Origin of the sequence: Bradyrhizobium sp. 187 (genome assembly GCF_023101005.1) — a bacterium.
In the GTDB taxonomy this organism is placed as follows: Bacteria; Pseudomonadota; Alphaproteobacteria; order Rhizobiales; family Xanthobacteraceae; genus Bradyrhizobium; species Bradyrhizobium canariense_D.
Genome location: NZ_CP064693.1, coordinates 1,007,825 through 1,024,859, shown reverse-complemented (window position 1 = coordinate 1,024,859; position 17,035 = coordinate 1,007,825). Strand labels below are relative to the sequence as shown.

The following is a 17,035-nucleotide window of genomic DNA, read 5'->3' as shown; positions in this document are numbered from 1 at the left end:
CAAAACAAAAAAGTCGAAAAACAACCCCATGCACAGTAGCTAAGTCCAACAGCCGCCTACACAAATTCGGAGTGCCGACGGGCACGGCGGAAATTGCGCGCGCGTGCGAAAAAAGCGTGTCAGCCCTTGGACTTCTCGGCGTCCACGGCCTGCCAGCCGATGTCGCGGCGGCAGAAGCCTTCCGGCCAATTGATGCGGTCGACGGCCTGGTAGGCGCGCACCTGCGCTTCCGTCACGGTCTTGCCGAGCGCGCAGACATTGAGGACGCGGCCGCCATTGGCGAGGATGGCGCCGTCCTTCTCGACCGTGCCGGCGTGGAAGATCTCGGCGGTCTCGACCTTGGCGGCGTCATCGAGCCCCTCGATCCGCGTGCCTTTCTGGTAATCGCCGGGATATCCCTTTGCCGCCATCACCACCGTGAGCGCGGCCTCCGGATGCCAGCGCAGGTCAAAGTTCTTCAGCTGCCCGTCGCAGGCGGCGAGGAAGGCCGGCACGATGTCCGACATCATCCTGAGCATCAGCACCTGGCACTCGGGATCGCCGAAGCGGACGTTGAACTCGAACAGTTTTGGCCCTTGCGTCGTCAGCATGATCCCGGCGTAGAGAATGCCGCGAAACGGCGTGCCGCGCTGCTTCATGCCTGATACCGTCGGCAGAATGATCTTGGCCATGATCGCGTCATGGATCGCCGGCGTGACCAGCGGCGTCGGCGAATAGGCGCCCATGCCGCCGGTGTTCGGGCCGACGTCATGGTCGAACACGCGCTTGTGGTCCTGCGCGGAGGCCAGCGGAATGGCGGTCTCGCCGTCGCACAGCGCGAAGAAGCTGATCTCGCGGCCCGGCAAGAACTCCTCGATCACGACCTCGGCGCCGGCCTCGCCAAAGGTGCGGTCGAACATCATGGCGATGGCGTCCTCCGCCTCGCGCACCGACTTGGCGACGACGACGCCCTTGCCGGCGGCAAGACCGTCGGCCTTGACCACGATCGGCGCGCCCTGGCTCTGGACGTAGGCACGCGCATCGGCGGCGTTGGTGAATCGCTTGTAGGCGCCGGTCGGAATGCCGAACTCGGTGCACAGCGCCTTGGTGAAGCCCTTCGAGCTTTCGAGCTGGGCGGGGATCCTGTCCGGCCCGAACGCCTTGATGCCGGCGGCGGTGAGGTCATCGACGATACCGGCCGCCAGCGGCGTCTCCGGGCCGACCACCACGAGCTCGACCGCATTCGTCTTGCAGAAGTCGATCACGGCGGCATGGTCGGCGACATCGAGCGCCACGCATTCCGCCTCGCGCGCGATCCCGGCATTGCCCGGCGCGCACCAGAATTTGGTCACCAGGGGAGAGGCCGCGATCTTCCACGCCAGGGCATGTTCGCGACCGCCGGAACCAAGCAGGAGAATGTGCATCGAGGGCTCAGAAATGAGGGATTTGCTGGGGGCGGAGGTCGCACGAATCGGGGCCGGGCTCAAGGGGGCGGCGCCCGAACTCCCCGTCATTCCAGCGCTCGCCGCTGAGGCGCGAGCCCGAATTCATCGGGACCATACGCAGACGACCAGCGATGGGATTGACCGGCTCTCCTGCTCTCAAGCTCAACTTGCTTACCCAAATCCTTCAAGATGGCCATCTCGTAGATGACGCGTCCCTTGTCGAAATCGCCAGTGCCATTGTGGCGGCACGTTTGCCGGACAATAGTTGGGTACGTGGACACATCAAACAAACGCTAAGTGGTCTCGGTTCTTCGTCTATATGGAGCTTGTATGCCCAAATCTGGCTTGCTTCGAAGTACTCATCGAACGATGAACTCATGGCAATAATTGACACGAAGGCCTCCATGTGGGGAAGCAACGAGCATCTCACTCGATTAGTCGCAGGAATGTTTTCCAGATTTGTTGGCTCTCCGCTTCAATCAAAGTTTGAGGCAATACTTCGCAAGGCAGGGGGCTTTGCTACCTCAAGTGTAACGCAGCTTCACCGCGAGCTTGCTAATACCGTTGCTGGCTTCACAGCCATCAGAAAGTTCATCGTTGCTCACAACACTTCACTTCCAAATCGCATTTCGCACGCAAAGTTTTTGATGCTCCTCTCGCTCCTTCGGAACGCGGGCATTGCGCCGGTGGCAGTAACCCAGTTGAAAACCATCCACGCAGTCGCTCTAACGGACCCATTTTACGCTCACCTTGTACCGTAAGCAGCCCGTAGGATGGGTTGAGCCCTTGCGAAACCCATCGCACTTGTTTCGTGGTAACGTCCCGTCATGACCGCGTACCGCCGCAACTTTCTTCCGGGTGGGTGCTTCTTCTTCACGGTCAACCTGGCGGAGCGGAAGCTAGCGTTGCTGACGGATCATATCGGGTTGTTGCGCACGGCGTTTCGTGAAACGCACCGACGCCATCCATTCACGATCGATGCCATCGTGGTGCTGCCTGATCACCTTCACACGGTGTGGACGTTGCCAGAAGGTGGTGCCGATTTTGCAATGCGCTGGCAGTTGATCAAATCCACCTTTTCGCGCGGCTTGGCGCGCAACGAGAGGATATCCCCAAGCCGCGCGGCCAAAGGTGAACGGGGCATCTGGCAAGCAGATATTGGGAGCATACCATTCGCGACGAAGCTGATTTCGCGCGGCATGTAGACTATGTTCATATCAATCCGGTCAAGCACGGGCTCGTCGACAGAGTCCGTGACTGGGCGCCCTCCTCGTTTCATCGCCACATAAAGTTCGGCAATTACCCGGCCGATTGGGCCGGCGATCAGTCGGATGACGGCCGCGATTTCGGAGAACGGGGATAGAGAAGCGATGGGTTTCGCAAGGGCTCAACCCATCCTACGAGCTTTGTACCAGTAAAGCAGCGTTGGCCCCTTGATGCCTCGGACCCCGGAGAATCGTACTCGCTTTCGGCACCTGCACACGGCGCCCGGATCGGCATCCGACGCAAGGAAACGCGCGAAGCCGTCCTGCTATGGGAGCGCCAGAATCGCCCGCAATTTCTCGTTCAACTGATCGATAGAAAACGGCTTGCCTATCGCGGGCGAACTGTTGAACTCCTCCTCGAGCGGAGGTCCGCCGTAACCCGTGCTGAACAGGAAGGGAATCCTTCGCTCCCGCAAGATGCGAGCTACCGGAAAAACAAGTTCGCCAGCCAGGTTCACATCAAGGAGCGCCAAATCGAACGATGCCGTCGTCGCGAGTTCGCACGCCTTTTGTACGTGGGCTGCTGAGGCAACGACCTTCAAGCCCAGTTCCTCAAGCATATCTTCGAGCATGAGGGCCACAAGGCCCTCATCTTCGACCAGGAGAACCTTGGCGCCGGACAGCTCAACCATTGGACGCTGCAGGCATAATGGGAAACACCATGCGGCAGCGAGTGCCCTCCGGCTCGAATACCAGATCGAACTCACCTGCGAGATCATGCTCGACGCAACGTTCCATCAACCGCGTGCCGAAGCCGCGCCGCTTTGGAGGCGTAACAGGTGGTCCGCCACGTTCGTGCCATTCGCAATCCAGCACGGCTTGCGAGCGCTCGCCGGCGCTGATCCGCCAAGTGAGCGAAACTGATCCATTCGGCACTGAGAGTGCGCCGTACTTCGCCGCATTGGTCAGAAGCTCGTTGAGCACCATGGTGATGCTAAGTGCCATGCGGGCGTCTAGTTCAACGTGCGGCCCGCTAGTCAGCACCCGTCCGCCCGACATCGGAGCGACGATATCGTGGACGAGCTTTTCGAAAGGCGTATCCTGCCAGTTTCGCTTCGTCAGCAGGTCATGTCCGCGGGCGAGCGCAAGCAGCCGTCCCGTGAAGGTCGGCAGAAATTCCTGCAGATCGGCGGCGTGACGGGCGGTCTGGTTCGCCAGAGATTGCACCGTGGCCAGGGTGTTTTTCACACGGTGGTTTAGTTCGTCGATGAGAGCCTTTTGAGCGTTCTCGGCGTTCTTCCGCTCGCTAATGTCGACGAGCATGTTGATGGCGCCGACAAGATTGCCGTCCGCGTCGCGCAGCGGCGTTGGAAAAGGAATAAACGGCACGCGTCTGCCGTCTGGACGTTCGGCCACCGCTTCGGCACCGCGAACCGGCCGGTTTTCGCGCAGCGCAACAGCCATCGGGCATTCATTGTGCGGCAGCGGCGAGCCGTCGGGCCAATAGAGCTTCCAGGTCACACACCATTCGTCGCCTGGCTGCGGCGTTCTGCCCGCCATCTCGACGGCAGCCCGATTGAAGAAATTAATGCGCCCCTTGGCGTCCGTCGTGTAGATGGCTGCTGGCAACGCCTCGAGGAGATCGCGCATGCGCTGCTCGCCTTCACGCAAGCGATCCTCCAGTTGCTTGGTGGTGGTGACATCCTGAGCGACCCGCACGCCATAAAGGAAGCAGCCTTCCGAATCCCGCACCGACGAACTGAAGATATCCAGATGGCGAACGGACCCGTCAGGCCGTAGTACACGCTTGCGAACCGTGTAGTTCTCGATGTCGCCGCGGACTTGCCGCGCGTACAATTCGGCATCTTCGGTCTGATCGTTGGAATCGGTGTAGTCGAGGAAGGTCATCCCCAACAGTTCGTCGCGTTTGCGCGCGGTGATGCGGCAGAGGGAATCATTCACCCGCAAGAAGCGACCGTTCTCGTCGGTCTCCGAAATGCCGACGCTGGCGGCCTCATAAGTCGCCGCAAGCCGCGCCTCACTTGCTTGCCGTGCCTCTTCGGCAGCATGCAGTTCGGTGACGTCGGTCGTGAAGCAGCGCGTGTTGACAAACTTGCCGTCCACAATGCGGCTGTTCGAGGTAATCAGGACATGCTTGATCGTGCCGTCGCGGGCGCGCAGCCGGGCAGGGTAGCGCTGCAGCGGCTCACCGCATGAAAGACGCTGGAGAATATCGCCAATCACGGGAGCGTCGGCGTGGAACTCGGCGACATGACGCCCGATATACTCCTCGGGCCGGTACCCAAGCAGATCCAATTCGGCCTTATTGGCGCGAATGATAATTCCCTCGCCACTGACGATGTGAAGGCCCACCGCGCCGTTGTCGAAAAAGTCCTGCAGATCCTGCGTCGTGCGGCGGACTTCCTCCTCGACCTGCTTGCGTCCGGTGATGTCCTGGAAGCAATTGATGGCGCCCTGGATGCGACCAGAAAAGTCGCGCAACGCCCGGATGTTGACCATGGCCGTGAAGCGAGAGCCATCCGGCCGCGCCATTATCACTTCGGCATTGCGCGTCGGCGTTCCCGCGCGAACGGCGGTGGCCATGGGGCAGTCGGCATGCGCGAGGGGAGTTCCATCCAGCAGGTAGAGCTGGTGTGAACCGCAGAAGCGCTCCCTCCCAACATCAGGTGTGCGCCCCCACAGCACCACAGCCTCCGCGTTATAGGCGACCAGCAGCCCCTCCGCGTCACAGAGATAGACTGCGCCCGGAATGGCATCGAGCGCGGCAGCGCCGGCCGCAACCAGGGCCTCGAACTCCGTGGGGCGGTGCCGGGCGGAGAGTGGGAATTCTTCTACGTTCGACATGCGGGTGCCCGGCTCTCGGGGGCGAGAGGAACGACGACCCGATACGAGCGTCGTTCGTGCAATGGGCGGACGCCCCTCCGGCCCGCCGAACTGCTCTTAACGCATCACGGGCCCCTTGGTTCCCCCCGTAGGTACGGGTTCGCGAGGGTCCGCTAATGGCGGTTATCGGCGTCAGGACAAGCTGATGAGCATGTCCGCTAAGGGCCGCCTGACCGGGGACATTGCATGGCCGCGACCGCCACTGAGCGGCCTTACTGTCTTGTGTGGTGCTTGAGAACAGTGACGCGCCGATCTCTGTGCCACACTTCTAAATCGTGGCCGTCGAGCAGCTGTCTCGCTTTGGCTGTGGCCTCGTCGTCGTTGGCGCAATCGATCTCATGAACGCCGCTGATCCGCCCGTCCTCGCCCATGATATAAGCGCGGTAGTCCATCGCACGCCTTCCCCGTTGGGAACATTTTACCTCCCAGTTACGGGCGCGGCCTTAACATAGATTAATCGATGTCGTGGGTGCCCTCAATCGTCGCAATGAGCTTCTGGCACTTGAAGGTGCGGACAGTTTTGAAGGAGCGTGTATCGAGATAGCTTTGGACCCGCAGCAATCGGCCATCGCAATGCCGGCAATCCCCAATTGATATGGACTATCGTTGTACGGGCGAGCCTCGCAGGTCAGCTTCGGGTCACAAGCCATCGATCATGCCCGAGGTGGGAGACTTCCGCTTTGCGTTGGTAAGCCGACATTTATGAGTACGTCCTACCCCTGCTTCCCCGCAATAATCTCCTGCAGCGTCGCCACATGCCGCGCGAACGCTCCGCGCCCCGCAGCGGTCGCGGTCACCGTGGTCTGCGGCTTCTTGCCGACGAAGGCTTTCTCCACCGACACGTAGCCCGCCTTGGCCAGCGTCTCGATATGCGCACCGAGATTGCCGTCGGTGGCGCCGGTGAGCTTTTTCAGCCGGGAAAATTCCAATCCTGCGGTGGCCGGCAGCGCGTTCAGTGCCGCCATGATCTTCAGCCGCAACGGCTGGTGGATGATGTCGTCGAGCTCGGCCATCAGATCCGCCGCATCCAGAGGCCGCCGAGGATCAGGCCTCCGCCATTGACGAAGGCCATCCAGAGCGGGAACGCCTCGCCGATGTAGAAATAGCCGATCAGCGTCAGCGCGGAGATACCGAGACCGATCGCCATGAAGGCATAGCCGAACCAGAGACCCGCCAGCGAATAGAACAGCATGAAGTAGAGCGGCCAGAACGTGCCCAGCTGGCGCGGACCGAAATGACCGATCACGTTGGTGCAGAGATAACCGAAGGCGAAGAACAGCGCGAACACCAGAAGCAGTCTGATGTTGAAGGCGGCGCCATGGGGGTGATGCGGCGGATTGAGAATGCGCAGCACCACCAGACCGCCGGCGCCCAAAACGTCCACGGCAACCCAGGCGTAGCCCGCATAGACCGGCCAAAGCCAGGTCACGAGATTGCCCGCGAACACCAATGCGCCCCACCAGACGGCGGCGTGGCTCGCCAGCTCGTAGAGCTGCGATTGCTTCACGCGCTGGACGATGTCGTCGATATCGGCCAGCGCCGCGGAGGCTTCCTTGCTGTCGATCATGACTGCCCTGTCCCGCGCGTCGCCACATCGTCGGCGATGACCGAGATCGCCTTCGGGTTGGTGACGATGCCCATGTGGTTGATGCCGTCGATGATCTTGACGTCGACCGATGGCTTCACCGCCTGCACGGTTTCTGCATATTTATCCGAGATCATCATCTCGTCCTCGGCGCCGCCGAAGATCGTGACCGGACGTGTCGCCGCCGGAAGATCGAGGCGATAGCCGCGCGTCGCGAAATTGCGCGTCAGGCGGTCCGAATAGGTGGCGACGAGATATTTTGCCGAACTCGCCGGCACGGCGAGCGCGAGCACCGGAAGCTGCGAACAGCAGTCGATGCCGATCTTGCGCAGCGTGGCCAGCGCGAAGAAGCGCGGCAGGTCGACATTGGCCCAGCCGCCGGCATGCGGCTTGTTGGTCGGCGCGTCATAGCCGAGATAGGGTGCGAGCAGCACGGTGCGCACGAACATGTCCTGCATGATCGGCGTCGCGGCGACGCGCAGCGAGAAGCCGGCGCCGGCGGAATGGCCGATCAAGGTGAGCGGCAGCTCCGGCGCGGTCTTGCGGATTTGAGCGACGAAGTCGACGAGGTCGTCCTCGAGCTGGCCGACATAGCCGATATCGCCGCGCGTGCCGGAGCCACCATGGCCGCGGATGTCGAGCGCCCAGGTCTCCACGCCGCGCGCGGCGATGGCATGGGTCAGGGCATGATTGACGGTGCCGCTGGAGCCGGACGAGCCGTGGATGAAGATCGCGCCACGGCCGGTTGCAAGACCATTGGCAGCGTAGTGGCGGAAACCGATCCAGGTGCCGTCGCGGGCCTGGAAGCGCTCGAGCGGAGGCAGCGTGGACCAGTCTATCCCCTTCGATGAGTCGGAGACCGACTTCATCTCCGGCGGCCGCTCCAGCGGCGTTGCGATCATGGCAGCCAGGATCAGCGCCACACAGCCGACCGCACACAGGGCCCATTTCAGCCCGTTCACAACGCCGCGCAGCACTCGAATTGCCATGATCTACTCCTCTCAGCCTATTCAGCTATAGAGAACTATATATTGCAGAGTACTCTTTTGGTCAATACCCGGATTGGCGCGGCGCTGCAAAAATCCTTAACGTCGGGTCTGATCCCCACATGCCGAATCGTTTGCCGATGCCTTCAGCGGAACCCCTGCTCAACACTCCCGAATTCACCGTCTCGGAGCTCTCCCAGTCCCTGAAACGGACGGTCGAGGACACCTATGGCCATGTCCGGGTCCGCGGCGAGATCTCCGGCTTCCGCGGGGCTCATTCGTCCGGCCATTGCTATTTCGCGCTCAAGGACGAGAGCGCCAAGATCGAGGCGGTGATCTGGAAGGGCGTGCACGGGCGCATGCGCTTCAAGCCCCAGGAGGGGCTCGAGGTCATCGCCACCGGCAAGCTCACGACCTATCCGGGCTCCTCGAAATACCAGATCGTGATCGAGGCGCTGGAGCCGGCCGGCATCGGCGCGCTGATGGCGCTGATGGAGGAGCGCAAGCGGAAGCTCGCCGCCGAAGGCCTGTTCGACGAGGCGCGCAAGCAGCTTCTGCCGTGGCTGCCGGAGGTGATCGGCGTGGTGACCTCGCCGACCGGCGCCGTGATCCGCGACATCCTGCATCGGCTGGAGGACCGCTTTCCCCGCCATGTGCTGGTGTGGCCGGTCAAGGTGCAGGGCGAAGGCTCGGCCGAGCAGGTCGCGGCCGCGATCCGCGGCTTCAATGCGCTGCCGGAGGGCGGCAGGATTCCGCGCCCCGACGTGCTGATCGTCGCGCGCGGCGGCGGCTCGCTGGAGGACCTGTGGTCGTTCAACGAGGAGATCGTGGTCCGCGCCGCGGCCGAGAGCATGATCCCGCTGATCTCGGCCGTGGGGCACGAGACCGACATCACGCTGATCGATTTCGTCGCCGACAAGCGCGCACCGACGCCGACGGCGGCGGCCGAGATGGCCGTGCCGGTGCGCAGCGATCTCTTTGTCGAGGTCGGCGATCTCGGGCGACGTACCCGGTCCTGCTGGCAGCGCGGCCATGAGAGCCGCCGCAGCGAGCTGCGTGCCGCCGCGCGCGCGCTGCCGGCCGCCGGCGATTTGCTGGCGATCCCGCGGCAGCGGCTGGATTCGGCGGGTGCGTCCCTGCCCCGCTGCCTCAAGGCCAACACCCACGCGCATTTCCGAAGGTTCACCGCCGCAGGCGCCAAGCTGACGCTGCGGGTGCTGCACGGCCAGATCGCGCAGGCTGATCATCGCCTCACCGTGTGCGGCGAACGGCTCGGCCTATCCGCACGCTCGCTCTTGCGGCGGCGGCGCGACCGCTTTGCCGGGCTGGAGGTGCGCTTGCGCGCCTCAAAACTGTCCAATGCGCAGGCGCAGCGCAACGCGATTCACCGCCAGCGCGAGCGCACGCATCGCCTTGCCGAGCGCGCGGGCCGCGCGCTGGTGACGCTGTTGCAGCGGCTGGATGCCCGCGTCGAGAACAGCGGCAAGCTGCTCTCCGCCTTGTCCTATCGCGGCGTGCTCGCGCGCGGCTTTGCCCTGGTGCGGGACGAGGCCGGCCATCCGCTGCATTCGGCGAATGAGATCGGTCCCGGCGCACGGGTCGAGATCGAGTTTGCGGATGGCCGTGTCGGTGCGACCGCGGATGCGGATCGGCCCGCGGCTGCAGCGAAGCGCGCGCCGGCGCAAGCGAAGCCAGCCGCGCAGGACGCCAAGCCTGCGCCGAAGCGCGTGGGCAAGCCGGTGGATCAGGGGAATTTGTTTTAGGCGGAGGGCGGCGTTCCACCCTGGCTGTCATTCCCCGCCTTGTGCGCAATTGCGCACAGGAGCGGGGAATCCAGTACGCCGCGGCTTCTCGATCCATCACAACCGCCTCGGCGTACTGGATCGCCCGGTCAAGCCGGGCGATGACAGTGAGTGTGTGGGACGCGTGTCACGAACTCGCTGTCGTAGCCCGCATGAGCGTAGCGACATGCGGGAGTAGCGGCCCCGGATATCGCTACGCTCATCCGGGCTACAAGACTGCGCGTCTCAGCGGCAGGACAATCCCGCGTCGATCGTGGTCCAGAAGCCGCAATGTTCCGGCGCGCGTTGCGGCGCGCCGGCATGGGCTTCAAACAGGAAGACCGCGACGGTGAAGACGATCAGGGCGGAGGAGAACAGGACGAAGCGGTTGCGCATGGGATTGCGTTTAATCGACATCGTGGTCGAATGATGGCGTCGTCACGGGCTGAAACCACAACGGCGCGCGATCCGTAGAGTCACGGTCGGCCATTTTCCGTGCAGGGCGGTGGTCGATGCGGGGCTGTCCGCTGTTGTTCCCTTCGGCGGCCCCGCCTTCGCTTCTCACGAGCTACGGCGCGGCGAGCCCGCTCGCCACATGTAGCCCGCATGAGCGCAGCGACATGCGGGACAGGCCTACCCGGATATCGCTACGCTCATCCGGGCTACGGCACTGCCATCACCGCGCCAGCCACTCCGCCACTTCCTTCTGCGACTCCGCGCGCGCTGCCGCATCGGTGCCGAGATGGCCGTGCTCGGGCGCGGCGGCGTCGGTGCTGCCGCTCGCTGCGTGCAGCGGCGTGTTGGCGCGGTCGAAGTCGTGATAGGCGCCGGGATAGACCACGATGCGCGCGAGCGCGCTGCGGCCATGCGCGCCCTCGACCATCTGGCGGCAGGCCGGCGGCGACGAGACGTCGTCATTGCCGCCGATCAGCACCAGCGTCGGCACCCGTGTGCTCCACCCGAGGCCGGCGGAAATCCTGCAGTCCGGATAGAACGCGATCGCGGCGCGGAAATCCGGACCCGTCTCGCGCGCAAGGTTTTGCGGACGCACGGCCCAGAGCAGCGCGCTGGCGCCGTTGGCCCAGCCCATCAGGCTGACACGGTCGCGCGCAACCCAGCTCTGCTTCATCAGCCAGGCGCGCGACGCCGCGATATCGGTGACGCGTTCGCGCCGCGCCTTGACGTGGATCTCCTTGACGCGGCATTGCGGCCCGAGCTCGCGCGAGCCGTAGCTGTCAGGGAGCAGCACGGCGTTGCCGGATTTGAGCAGCCGCTCGGCCCATTCGCGATAGCGCGGCAGGACGGAATCGGAATGGCCACCGAGGCCGCCGCAGCCGTGGAGCGCGATCACGGTCGGAAACGGCCCGGTGCCCTCGGGCTTGTAGAGCTGCGCATGCAGCACGCCGGACGCCAGCGGAATCTCGACCGGCTGCGGTGCCGGCGAGCCGTGCGCGGCCGAGAGCAGGAAGGTCAGGAACAGGGCGGTGAACGGAAGGCGCATCGAACTTTGCCGTTGGATCCTTCGCTCAAGCACTATCATGCGGAAACGCCGCCAAAACATCACAAACCGGTGGGTTTACCGGGCGGACAAGCCACCCTATCTGTGCTACATCCCGTCCAACACATCGTGCCCTCCCAGGTGATCCCGGAGCGGCCTTCCACGGAGACTTTCGACCGTGCTGAACAAGTTCGGCCCTTCGGGCCATGGCGAAGCGCAGGTGCAGTATCTCGACGGCGATTTCCGCGTGATCTCGCCGGGGACCTTCGTGCGCTGCGCGATCACCGATACGCGCATTCCGCTCGACGAGTTGAAATACTGGAGCGTGGACCTGCAGGAAGCCTACGCCACGCCCGCCGCCGTGCTCGAGCGGCATTACCCGGGCGCGCCCAAGCCGCAGGCGTGAGGCCGCAGCCGCGCGTCTATCGCTGCTCCGCGCCATCCGCGCCCACGCAGGTCTTGATGAAACTCTTCCTGGTCTCGCCGACGATCTTCTGATCGATCGCCTGCTTCAGGCAATCGAGCCGCGCCTGCGCCATGCAGAGCTGCATCTGGTCGCGCTTGTCCTGTCCCTTCAGGCTTGCCGTCGTGGAAAGACACGTCACGCGCTTGGTCGCGGGGACCGGCACTGTGGCGGTGGACGCCGCCGGCGGTGCCGTCTGTGCAAACACCGGCGCAATGATCAGACCCACAAGACTGGCGGCAACGGCGGCGGACGGCAACTTCATCGCATTCTCCTGAGCGTCTGAAAACGATAGGAGCTTGCGATGAATGGCGCCTGAATGGCAGGCTGCTGTCGATGGGCAAAGCGCAGCTGCCCTGCCGGCATAGCACGAGCGGTGCAGCTTTTTCACGAGGCATGTTCGGACGCATCAGAAATGCTGCTCTCACAGCCGAGATGATTTCCGTTATGCCAATCCGCGTTGCATCGAAGAGTGCTTGCACTCCATGGTTAGTTATTTCGCGTTGTGGTTGGATTCTTTGTTGCGATTGGCGCTCTTAGGTTGTTTGACGAAGTCTTGGTGAAACAAAGCGCCGCTATGCTTCATCTTAGGTAACTGGCCCTGCTCTTTTTATCGCACAGACAATCAAGTCAGCCAAGCGGCCACTGAGCTCTGGAATTGGCGCAGTCTGTGAACGGGCTCATATCGAAGAGCCATCTGTCGGGCTACGATCACCTCGAAAATTTGCGGTGGAATATCTGTAATCGAAAATCAACGATGGGGGTGATCATGCCCACCATATTAGACCTGCTCTATCGTGAATATTGCCGCGCCCGCCTCGCTGAAATGCGGAAACAGCTTCTGATCGCAGCTGAACGCTTTGAAGCTCTCGACGCGCATCATCATCCGGATCAGGGTGACGATGAGAGGACGGACGCACAACGCAAGACCGGTCGCCGCGCGCCGAATTGAAGCGGCCCGAGACCGGCGATCTCTCCCCGTAGCAGTGACCAAGCAGTTGGCAACAGTTTGGGAGGCAGCAATGAATACACCCGAGTACTATACCGCCATGGTGGCCTGCGTCTCGTGCCTGACCATTATCGGATTGATGGCCGTTGGGGCGTGGTGAGCATGATTGACTGCTGAACGCCGCGGACGCAGCACGCACCGGACAGCATGGTTCGTCAACGCAGGCTGGAAGGCCTTCGCCTTGCCTCGGTTGCAGACGTGCTTCTTGCTGTGAGGTGAGCGTTGCCGCCGCTTCCTTCGACTGCGGCGGCTTCGCTTTAGATCCGGATGTCAGCTTCCGGGCGGAGTATACGAAGAACGCAGCTTCGCCGCGTTCTGGCGGACCTGCTTGATCTCGTCCTGCGTGAACAGCCGCGTCAGTTTCACGTTCTGCAGGGTGCCCGCCGTGACGGTCAGGCCGGAGATGGCCGGAGCCGCACCCGGATCAGGCACATCGAAAATCACCAACACGCCTGGGCCGTCGGCCGCAACGCTGAACATCGAAATCAGCTTTCCGCCGGCCGCTTCGATGAGTTTTCTTGCCGCCTCCTGACGATCGGTCTTGGGGTTCTCCAAAATGGCATTGAGAGCGCGGGGTGTGTATTGTCCGGTGAGGCAAAAATGCATGGCATGTTCTCCTCTGGGTTTTTGGCAATGACTTTCCCTGCCGTTCCGAACTCGTCGTTACGGCCGCTGCATCTGAAATGATGAAGGTACTGCCCGCCGTGGGCATAAACGCCGTCGATGATTTCCGGGAGTTCGGCACGTCCCGGTGACGGCTCTCATGCGAGGCTACATCAACTCCCGAACGTGCGGAAGGAAATTCATCAGTGCGACATGTCGTCCCGATCAGATCTCGCCCACCTTACGAGATCATCGCCTGGAAAACCGCCGCTCGCGCGCCTTGTAGAGATGATCGCTGATCAATTGCCGAAGCGCAACCGGGTCATCGAACTCGAGCTGCACCGCGAAAGGCACGATGTCATCCGGCACGCCTTCACGGCCGTGCAGGCGAGCAAGATCCTTTTCCGTCGTTACCAATGTTTGCTGCTCGCGCCCCGCCTCCGCAGCGATGGCTGCGATCTCCTCGTTCGAGAACATGTGATGATCGGCAAAGGCGCGCGTGCGCGCGAGGTCGATGCCGCGGGCGCGCAACGTACGGAAGAACCGTTCGGGATCGCCGATGCCGGCGAACGCGAACACCGGCTTGCCCAACAGTCTTGCGACCGCCTCGGCGTCGGGTTTCAGCCGCGCGCGCAGTTCCGGCTTGTTGCGCCTGGCTAGCTCGGCCGCGACATCGTCGGCGGCGCGGCCGCCGCCGATCACGACCAGCGCGTCGGTGCGCGCGAGCTGCGCCTTCAGCGGCGCACGCAGCGGACCGGCCGGAAACACCTTGCCATTGCCGAGGCCGCGCTCACTGTCGATCACGATCAGCGAGGTGTCCTTGAGAAGACGCGGGTTCTGGAAACCGTCGTCCATCAGGATCACGGTGGCGCCTTGCGACTTCGCCAGCACGACGCCGTCGAGACGGTCGCGCGCGACCGTGACGGGAACGTCGCGCGCCATCATCAGCGGCTCGTCGCCGACGTCGGACGCGGTGTGACGCATGCGGTCGACCATTACCGGGCCCCTGAGGCTACCGCCATAGCCGCGGCTGAGCACCACCGGCGTCTCGCCGAGCTCGCGCAGGAGCTTCGTCAGCGCCAGCACGGTCGGCGTCTTGCCGGCGCCGCCGACATGGTAGTTGCCGACGCAGATCACGGGGATGCCGGCGTCGACGCCCGCGCGCAGCATCCGCCGTTCGGTGATCGCGCCGTAGAGCGCACCCAGCGGCCCCAATGCGTACGATTCGAGCGAACGTGGCCGGTACCAGAAGGCCGGCTCACGCATTGGCGGCCCCCATCTCGATCCGCAACTGCAGAAGATAAGGCTCGAGCGCGGTCATGGTGCGGTTGAGCGCGCCGCCGAGATCCTCGACCACGCCGGCGCCCGATTGCTGGATCTTGTGACGCACGGCAGGATCGGCGAGCAGCTGGCCGAGCTGCTTGATCAGCAGCTCCTGCGTGTCGGCCTGGCGCGCACCGCCGCTGTGATCGAGCGCCTCGTAGACGTCGGCGAAATTGAAGACGTGCGGACCATGGACGATGGCCGCGCCGAGCTTGATCGCTTCGATCGGATTCTGGCCACCATGGCGGATCAGCGATCCGCCCATGAACACGATGTCCGAGAGGCGATAGAACAGGCCGAGCTCGCCCATGGTGTCGGCGATATAAACGTCGGTGGTCGCCGTCGGCAGCTCGTCGCGCGAGCGCAGAGCCGGCTTCAGGCCGGACGCCGTGATCAGGCCTGTGATCGAGGAGCCGCGATCCGGATGGCGCGGCACGATCACGGTCAGGAGCTGCGGGAAGAAACCGCTGAGGCTGCGATGCGCCGCCACCAGCATCTCCTCCTCGCCCGGATGGGTCGAGGCCGCGACGATGATCGGACGCCCGCGCGTCATCGCCATCAGCCGTTCGAGCTTGGCAGGATCGGCCGGCGGCGCCGGCACGTCGAGCTTGAGATTGCCCGTGGTGACGACGTCCCGGCCGCCGAGCGCCGAGAAGCGCTCGGCATCGGTCTTCGACTGCGCCAGACAAATGTCGAAACGCGACAGCAGCGCCGAGATGGTGCCCTGCATGCGGCGCCAGCGCGGGAAGGAGCGCGGCGACATCCGCCCGTTGATCAGCACCATCGGCACGCGACGCGCAGCGCCTGCCAGGATCAGGTTCGGCCAGAGATCGGATTCGATGAACAGCGCCAGCGACGGCTTCCAATGGTCGAGGAAGCGCGCGACGTAGCGCGGGGAATCATACGGCACGTATTGATGGATGACGTCGGGCGGAAAGCGCTTTGCGACAATAGCAGCCGACGTGACGGTGCCCGAGGTGAGCAGAATGCGCAGGTTCAGATCGCGCAAGCGCTCGATCAGGGCCGCCGCGGCGAGGACCTCGCCGACGCTGGCGCCGTGAATCCAGACCAGCGGACCGTGCGGTCGCACGTCCCGGGACAGGCCCCGCCGTTCGCCGACGCGCGCGGGATCTTCCTTGCCCTGCTTCAGGCGCCGCTTGATCAGCACAGGCGCGAGCGGCACCAGGCCGCGCGCCAGGCGCCGGTACATCCGCAGCGTCAACGGCAGCGAGCCCGGTAGCGATTTAGGCATCTGCAGGTCCCGGCCGGCCGAGTTGCGCATAGGCGCGGCGGGTCGCCTCGTTCAAGGTCTCCTCCAGCTCGAGCCGCAGCGCTTCCATGGTGGCGGCGTCCGCATCCGGCGGAACGTGGATTTCCTTGATGCCGACCAACGCGCCCCGCCCGAACGGCAGGTTGATGGTGGTGCGGTCCCAGTTCTTGAGCCGGACGAAGCGGCTGGTCGCCATCGCAAAAGGCATGATCGGCCGCCCCGATTCCCGTGCCAGCATGATGATGCCGAGCCCAGCCACGCGCGAGCGCTTGGGGACGTCAGCGGTCAGCGCGACATTACAACCGTCCTCGAGCGTCCGCACCATTTCCTTGAAGGCACCGACCCCGCCTTTGCGGTGAAACGCGCCGCCATGGTCGCCGGAGCCGCGGATGGTGCCGATGCCGAGCCGCTCGGCGGCAATCGCGTTGAACTCGCCGTCGCGGTGACGGGAGATCAGGACCCTGGCCTTGTACCAGTCCTTGTTCTTGATGAAGGGGGTGAGGAAATGCTGGCCGTGCCAAAAGGCGAAGATCGCCGGGATCTGCGGTTCGACGCGGTCATAGACGTCAGGCGGATCGAACGTGAATGTGTTCGTCCGCCAGACCAGACGCAGATATTCGGCCGCCAGGATTCCGACGGCACGCTGAACGAAGCTGCTCCTCAGCGTATTGCGAAGCAGCTTTTTCAACGCGCCGGTTCTTGATTCGGGTCGAGCAGCCGGTGGAGATGGACGATGAAATAGCGCATCTGCGCGTTGTCGACCGTGCTCTGCGCCTTGGCGCGCCAGGCGGCGTGCGCGGTCGCATAGTTCGGATAGAGGCCAACGATCTCAACGTCGTCGAGGTTCTTGAAGGTGTTGTGCTCGAGATCGACGAGCTCGCCGCCGACGACGAGGTGGAGCAGTTGTTGCGGGGCACTATCTGGCATCGGTTCTGTTCCTAACGGGCTGCCCGGCAAAGCAGTGTTCGACAAGCACGAGAAAGC

At 63.6% G+C, this 17,035-nt stretch carries 19 protein-coding genes and 1 pseudogene; 5 read left to right on the top strand and 15 right to left on the bottom strand.

Annotated features, from left to right (window positions below; all coding sequences use genetic code 11):
* Window positions 1-119 precede the first annotated feature (119 nt).
* Complete coding sequence (gene purD / locus IVB19_RS04970) at window positions 120-1,403, bottom strand: phosphoribosylamine--glycine ligase (protein ID WP_247821051.1); 1,284 nt, start codon at window positions 1,401-1,403, stop codon at window positions 120-122.
* Between the two features lie 152 nt (window positions 1,404-1,555).
* Between purD and IVB19_RS04965 the strand changes: the two genes are divergently transcribed.
* Together IVB19_RS04965 and IVB19_RS04960 are read left to right on the top strand one after the other, a co-directional pair.
* Window positions 1,556-2,185 carry a hypothetical protein gene (locus IVB19_RS04965; RefSeq protein ID WP_018453465.1) on the top strand — a complete coding sequence of 210 codons (630 nt, stop codon included), beginning with the start codon at window positions 1,556-1,558 and terminating at the stop codon, window positions 2,183-2,185.
* A gap of 66 nt (window positions 2,186-2,251) precedes the next feature.
* Window positions 2,252-2,787: pseudogene (locus tag IVB19_RS04960) on the top strand (REP-associated tyrosine transposase).
* Window positions 2,788-2,955: 168 nt separating this feature from the next.
* Here the strand turns inward: IVB19_RS04960 and IVB19_RS04955 are convergent.
* The 6 genes from IVB19_RS04955 to IVB19_RS04930 form a co-directional block, all read right to left on the bottom strand.
* The gene (locus tag IVB19_RS04955) at window positions 2,956-3,321 is read right to left on the bottom strand and encodes a response regulator (RefSeq protein WP_018453464.1); all 366 of its coding nucleotides are present in this window, start codon (window positions 3,319-3,321) and stop codon (window positions 2,956-2,958) included.
* Window positions 3,314-5,494, bottom strand: a complete 2,181-nt coding sequence (locus IVB19_RS04950; protein ID WP_018453463.1) for a PAS domain-containing sensor histidine kinase — start codon at window positions 5,492-5,494, stop codon at window positions 3,314-3,316. The genes IVB19_RS04955 and IVB19_RS04950 overlap by 8 nt, the downstream gene beginning before the upstream one ends.
* Window positions 5,495-5,745: 251 nt before the next feature.
* Window positions 5,746-5,925, bottom strand: coding sequence for a hypothetical protein (locus IVB19_RS04945; RefSeq protein ID WP_018453462.1), 180 nt, complete (start codon window positions 5,923-5,925; stop codon window positions 5,746-5,748).
* Between the two features lie 321 nt (window positions 5,926-6,246).
* Entirely contained in the window at window positions 6,247-6,546 is a 300-nt protein-coding gene (locus IVB19_RS04940) for a winged helix-turn-helix domain-containing protein (RefSeq protein WP_018453460.1), read from the bottom strand.
* Window positions 6,546-7,100: a hypothetical protein gene (locus IVB19_RS04935; protein WP_247299349.1), complete on the bottom strand. Its 555-nt coding sequence runs from the start codon at window positions 7,098-7,100 to the stop codon at window positions 6,546-6,548. Before IVB19_RS04935 ends, IVB19_RS04940 begins: the two co-directional genes overlap by 1 nt.
* Entirely contained in the window at window positions 7,097-8,107 is a 1,011-nt protein-coding gene (locus IVB19_RS04930; RefSeq protein ID WP_026232535.1) for an alpha/beta hydrolase, read from the bottom strand. The genes IVB19_RS04935 and IVB19_RS04930 overlap by 4 nt, the downstream gene beginning before the upstream one ends.
* Window positions 8,108-8,244: 137 nt before the next feature.
* On the opposite strand from IVB19_RS04930, the gene xseA reads away from it, so the two are divergent.
* Complete coding sequence (xseA, locus tag IVB19_RS04925; RefSeq protein ID WP_026232534.1) at window positions 8,245-9,867, top strand: exodeoxyribonuclease VII large subunit; 1,623 nt, start codon at window positions 8,245-8,247, stop codon at window positions 9,865-9,867.
* Window positions 9,868-10,131: 264 nt separating this feature from the next.
* On the opposite strand, the gene IVB19_RS04920 is transcribed toward xseA, so the two are convergent.
* Window positions 10,132-10,302, bottom strand: coding sequence for a hypothetical protein (locus IVB19_RS04920; protein WP_198293346.1), 171 nt, complete (start codon window positions 10,300-10,302; stop codon window positions 10,132-10,134).
* A gap of 259 nt (window positions 10,303-10,561) precedes the next feature.
* Window positions 10,562-11,386 carry a dienelactone hydrolase family protein gene (locus IVB19_RS04915; protein ID WP_018453455.1) on the bottom strand — a complete coding sequence of 275 codons (825 nt, stop codon included), beginning with the start codon at window positions 11,384-11,386 and terminating at the stop codon, window positions 10,562-10,564.
* Between the two features lie 175 nt (window positions 11,387-11,561).
* On the opposite strand from IVB19_RS04915, the gene IVB19_RS04910 reads away from it, so the two are divergent.
* The gene (locus IVB19_RS04910; RefSeq protein WP_007596922.1) at window positions 11,562-11,789 is read left to right on the top strand and encodes a DUF2093 domain-containing protein; all 228 of its coding nucleotides are present in this window, start codon (window positions 11,562-11,564) and stop codon (window positions 11,787-11,789) included.
* 16 nt (window positions 11,790-11,805) lie between these two features.
* Here IVB19_RS04910 and IVB19_RS04905 read toward each other — a convergent pair whose 3' ends face one another.
* On the bottom strand, window positions 11,806-12,111 hold the full coding sequence (locus IVB19_RS04905) for a hypothetical protein (protein WP_018453454.1): 306 nt from the start codon (window positions 12,109-12,111) through the stop codon (window positions 11,806-11,808).
* A 492-nt stretch (window positions 12,112-12,603) separates the two neighbouring features.
* On the opposite strand from IVB19_RS04905, the gene IVB19_RS04900 reads away from it, so the two are divergent.
* Window positions 12,604-12,798, top strand: coding sequence for a hypothetical protein (locus IVB19_RS04900; protein ID WP_083926320.1), 195 nt, complete (start codon window positions 12,604-12,606; stop codon window positions 12,796-12,798).
* A 327-nt stretch (window positions 12,799-13,125) separates the two neighbouring features.
* Here IVB19_RS04900 and IVB19_RS04895 read toward each other — a convergent pair whose 3' ends face one another.
* The 5 genes from IVB19_RS04895 to IVB19_RS04875 form a co-directional block, all read right to left on the bottom strand.
* Complete coding sequence (locus IVB19_RS04895; protein WP_007596925.1) at window positions 13,126-13,461, bottom strand: GYD domain-containing protein; 336 nt, start codon at window positions 13,459-13,461, stop codon at window positions 13,126-13,128.
* A 246-nt stretch (window positions 13,462-13,707) separates the two neighbouring features.
* Complete coding sequence (gene lpxK / locus IVB19_RS04890) at window positions 13,708-14,724, bottom strand: tetraacyldisaccharide 4'-kinase (protein ID WP_018453451.1); 1,017 nt, start codon at window positions 14,722-14,724, stop codon at window positions 13,708-13,710.
* Complete coding sequence (locus IVB19_RS04885; RefSeq protein ID WP_018453450.1) at window positions 14,717-16,063, bottom strand: 3-deoxy-D-manno-octulosonic acid transferase; 1,347 nt, start codon at window positions 16,061-16,063, stop codon at window positions 14,717-14,719. Before IVB19_RS04885 ends, lpxK begins: the two co-directional genes overlap by 8 nt.
* Window positions 16,026-16,739, bottom strand: coding sequence for a lysophospholipid acyltransferase family protein (locus IVB19_RS04880; protein WP_018453449.1), 714 nt, complete (start codon window positions 16,737-16,739; stop codon window positions 16,026-16,028). Before IVB19_RS04880 ends, IVB19_RS04885 begins: the two co-directional genes overlap by 38 nt.
* A complete protein-coding gene (locus IVB19_RS04875; RefSeq protein ID WP_007596929.1) occupies window positions 16,736-16,978 on the bottom strand; it encodes a DUF4170 domain-containing protein in 243 nt (80 codons plus the stop codon). The genes IVB19_RS04880 and IVB19_RS04875 overlap by 4 nt, the downstream gene beginning before the upstream one ends.
* Window positions 16,979-17,035 lie beyond the last annotated feature (57 nt).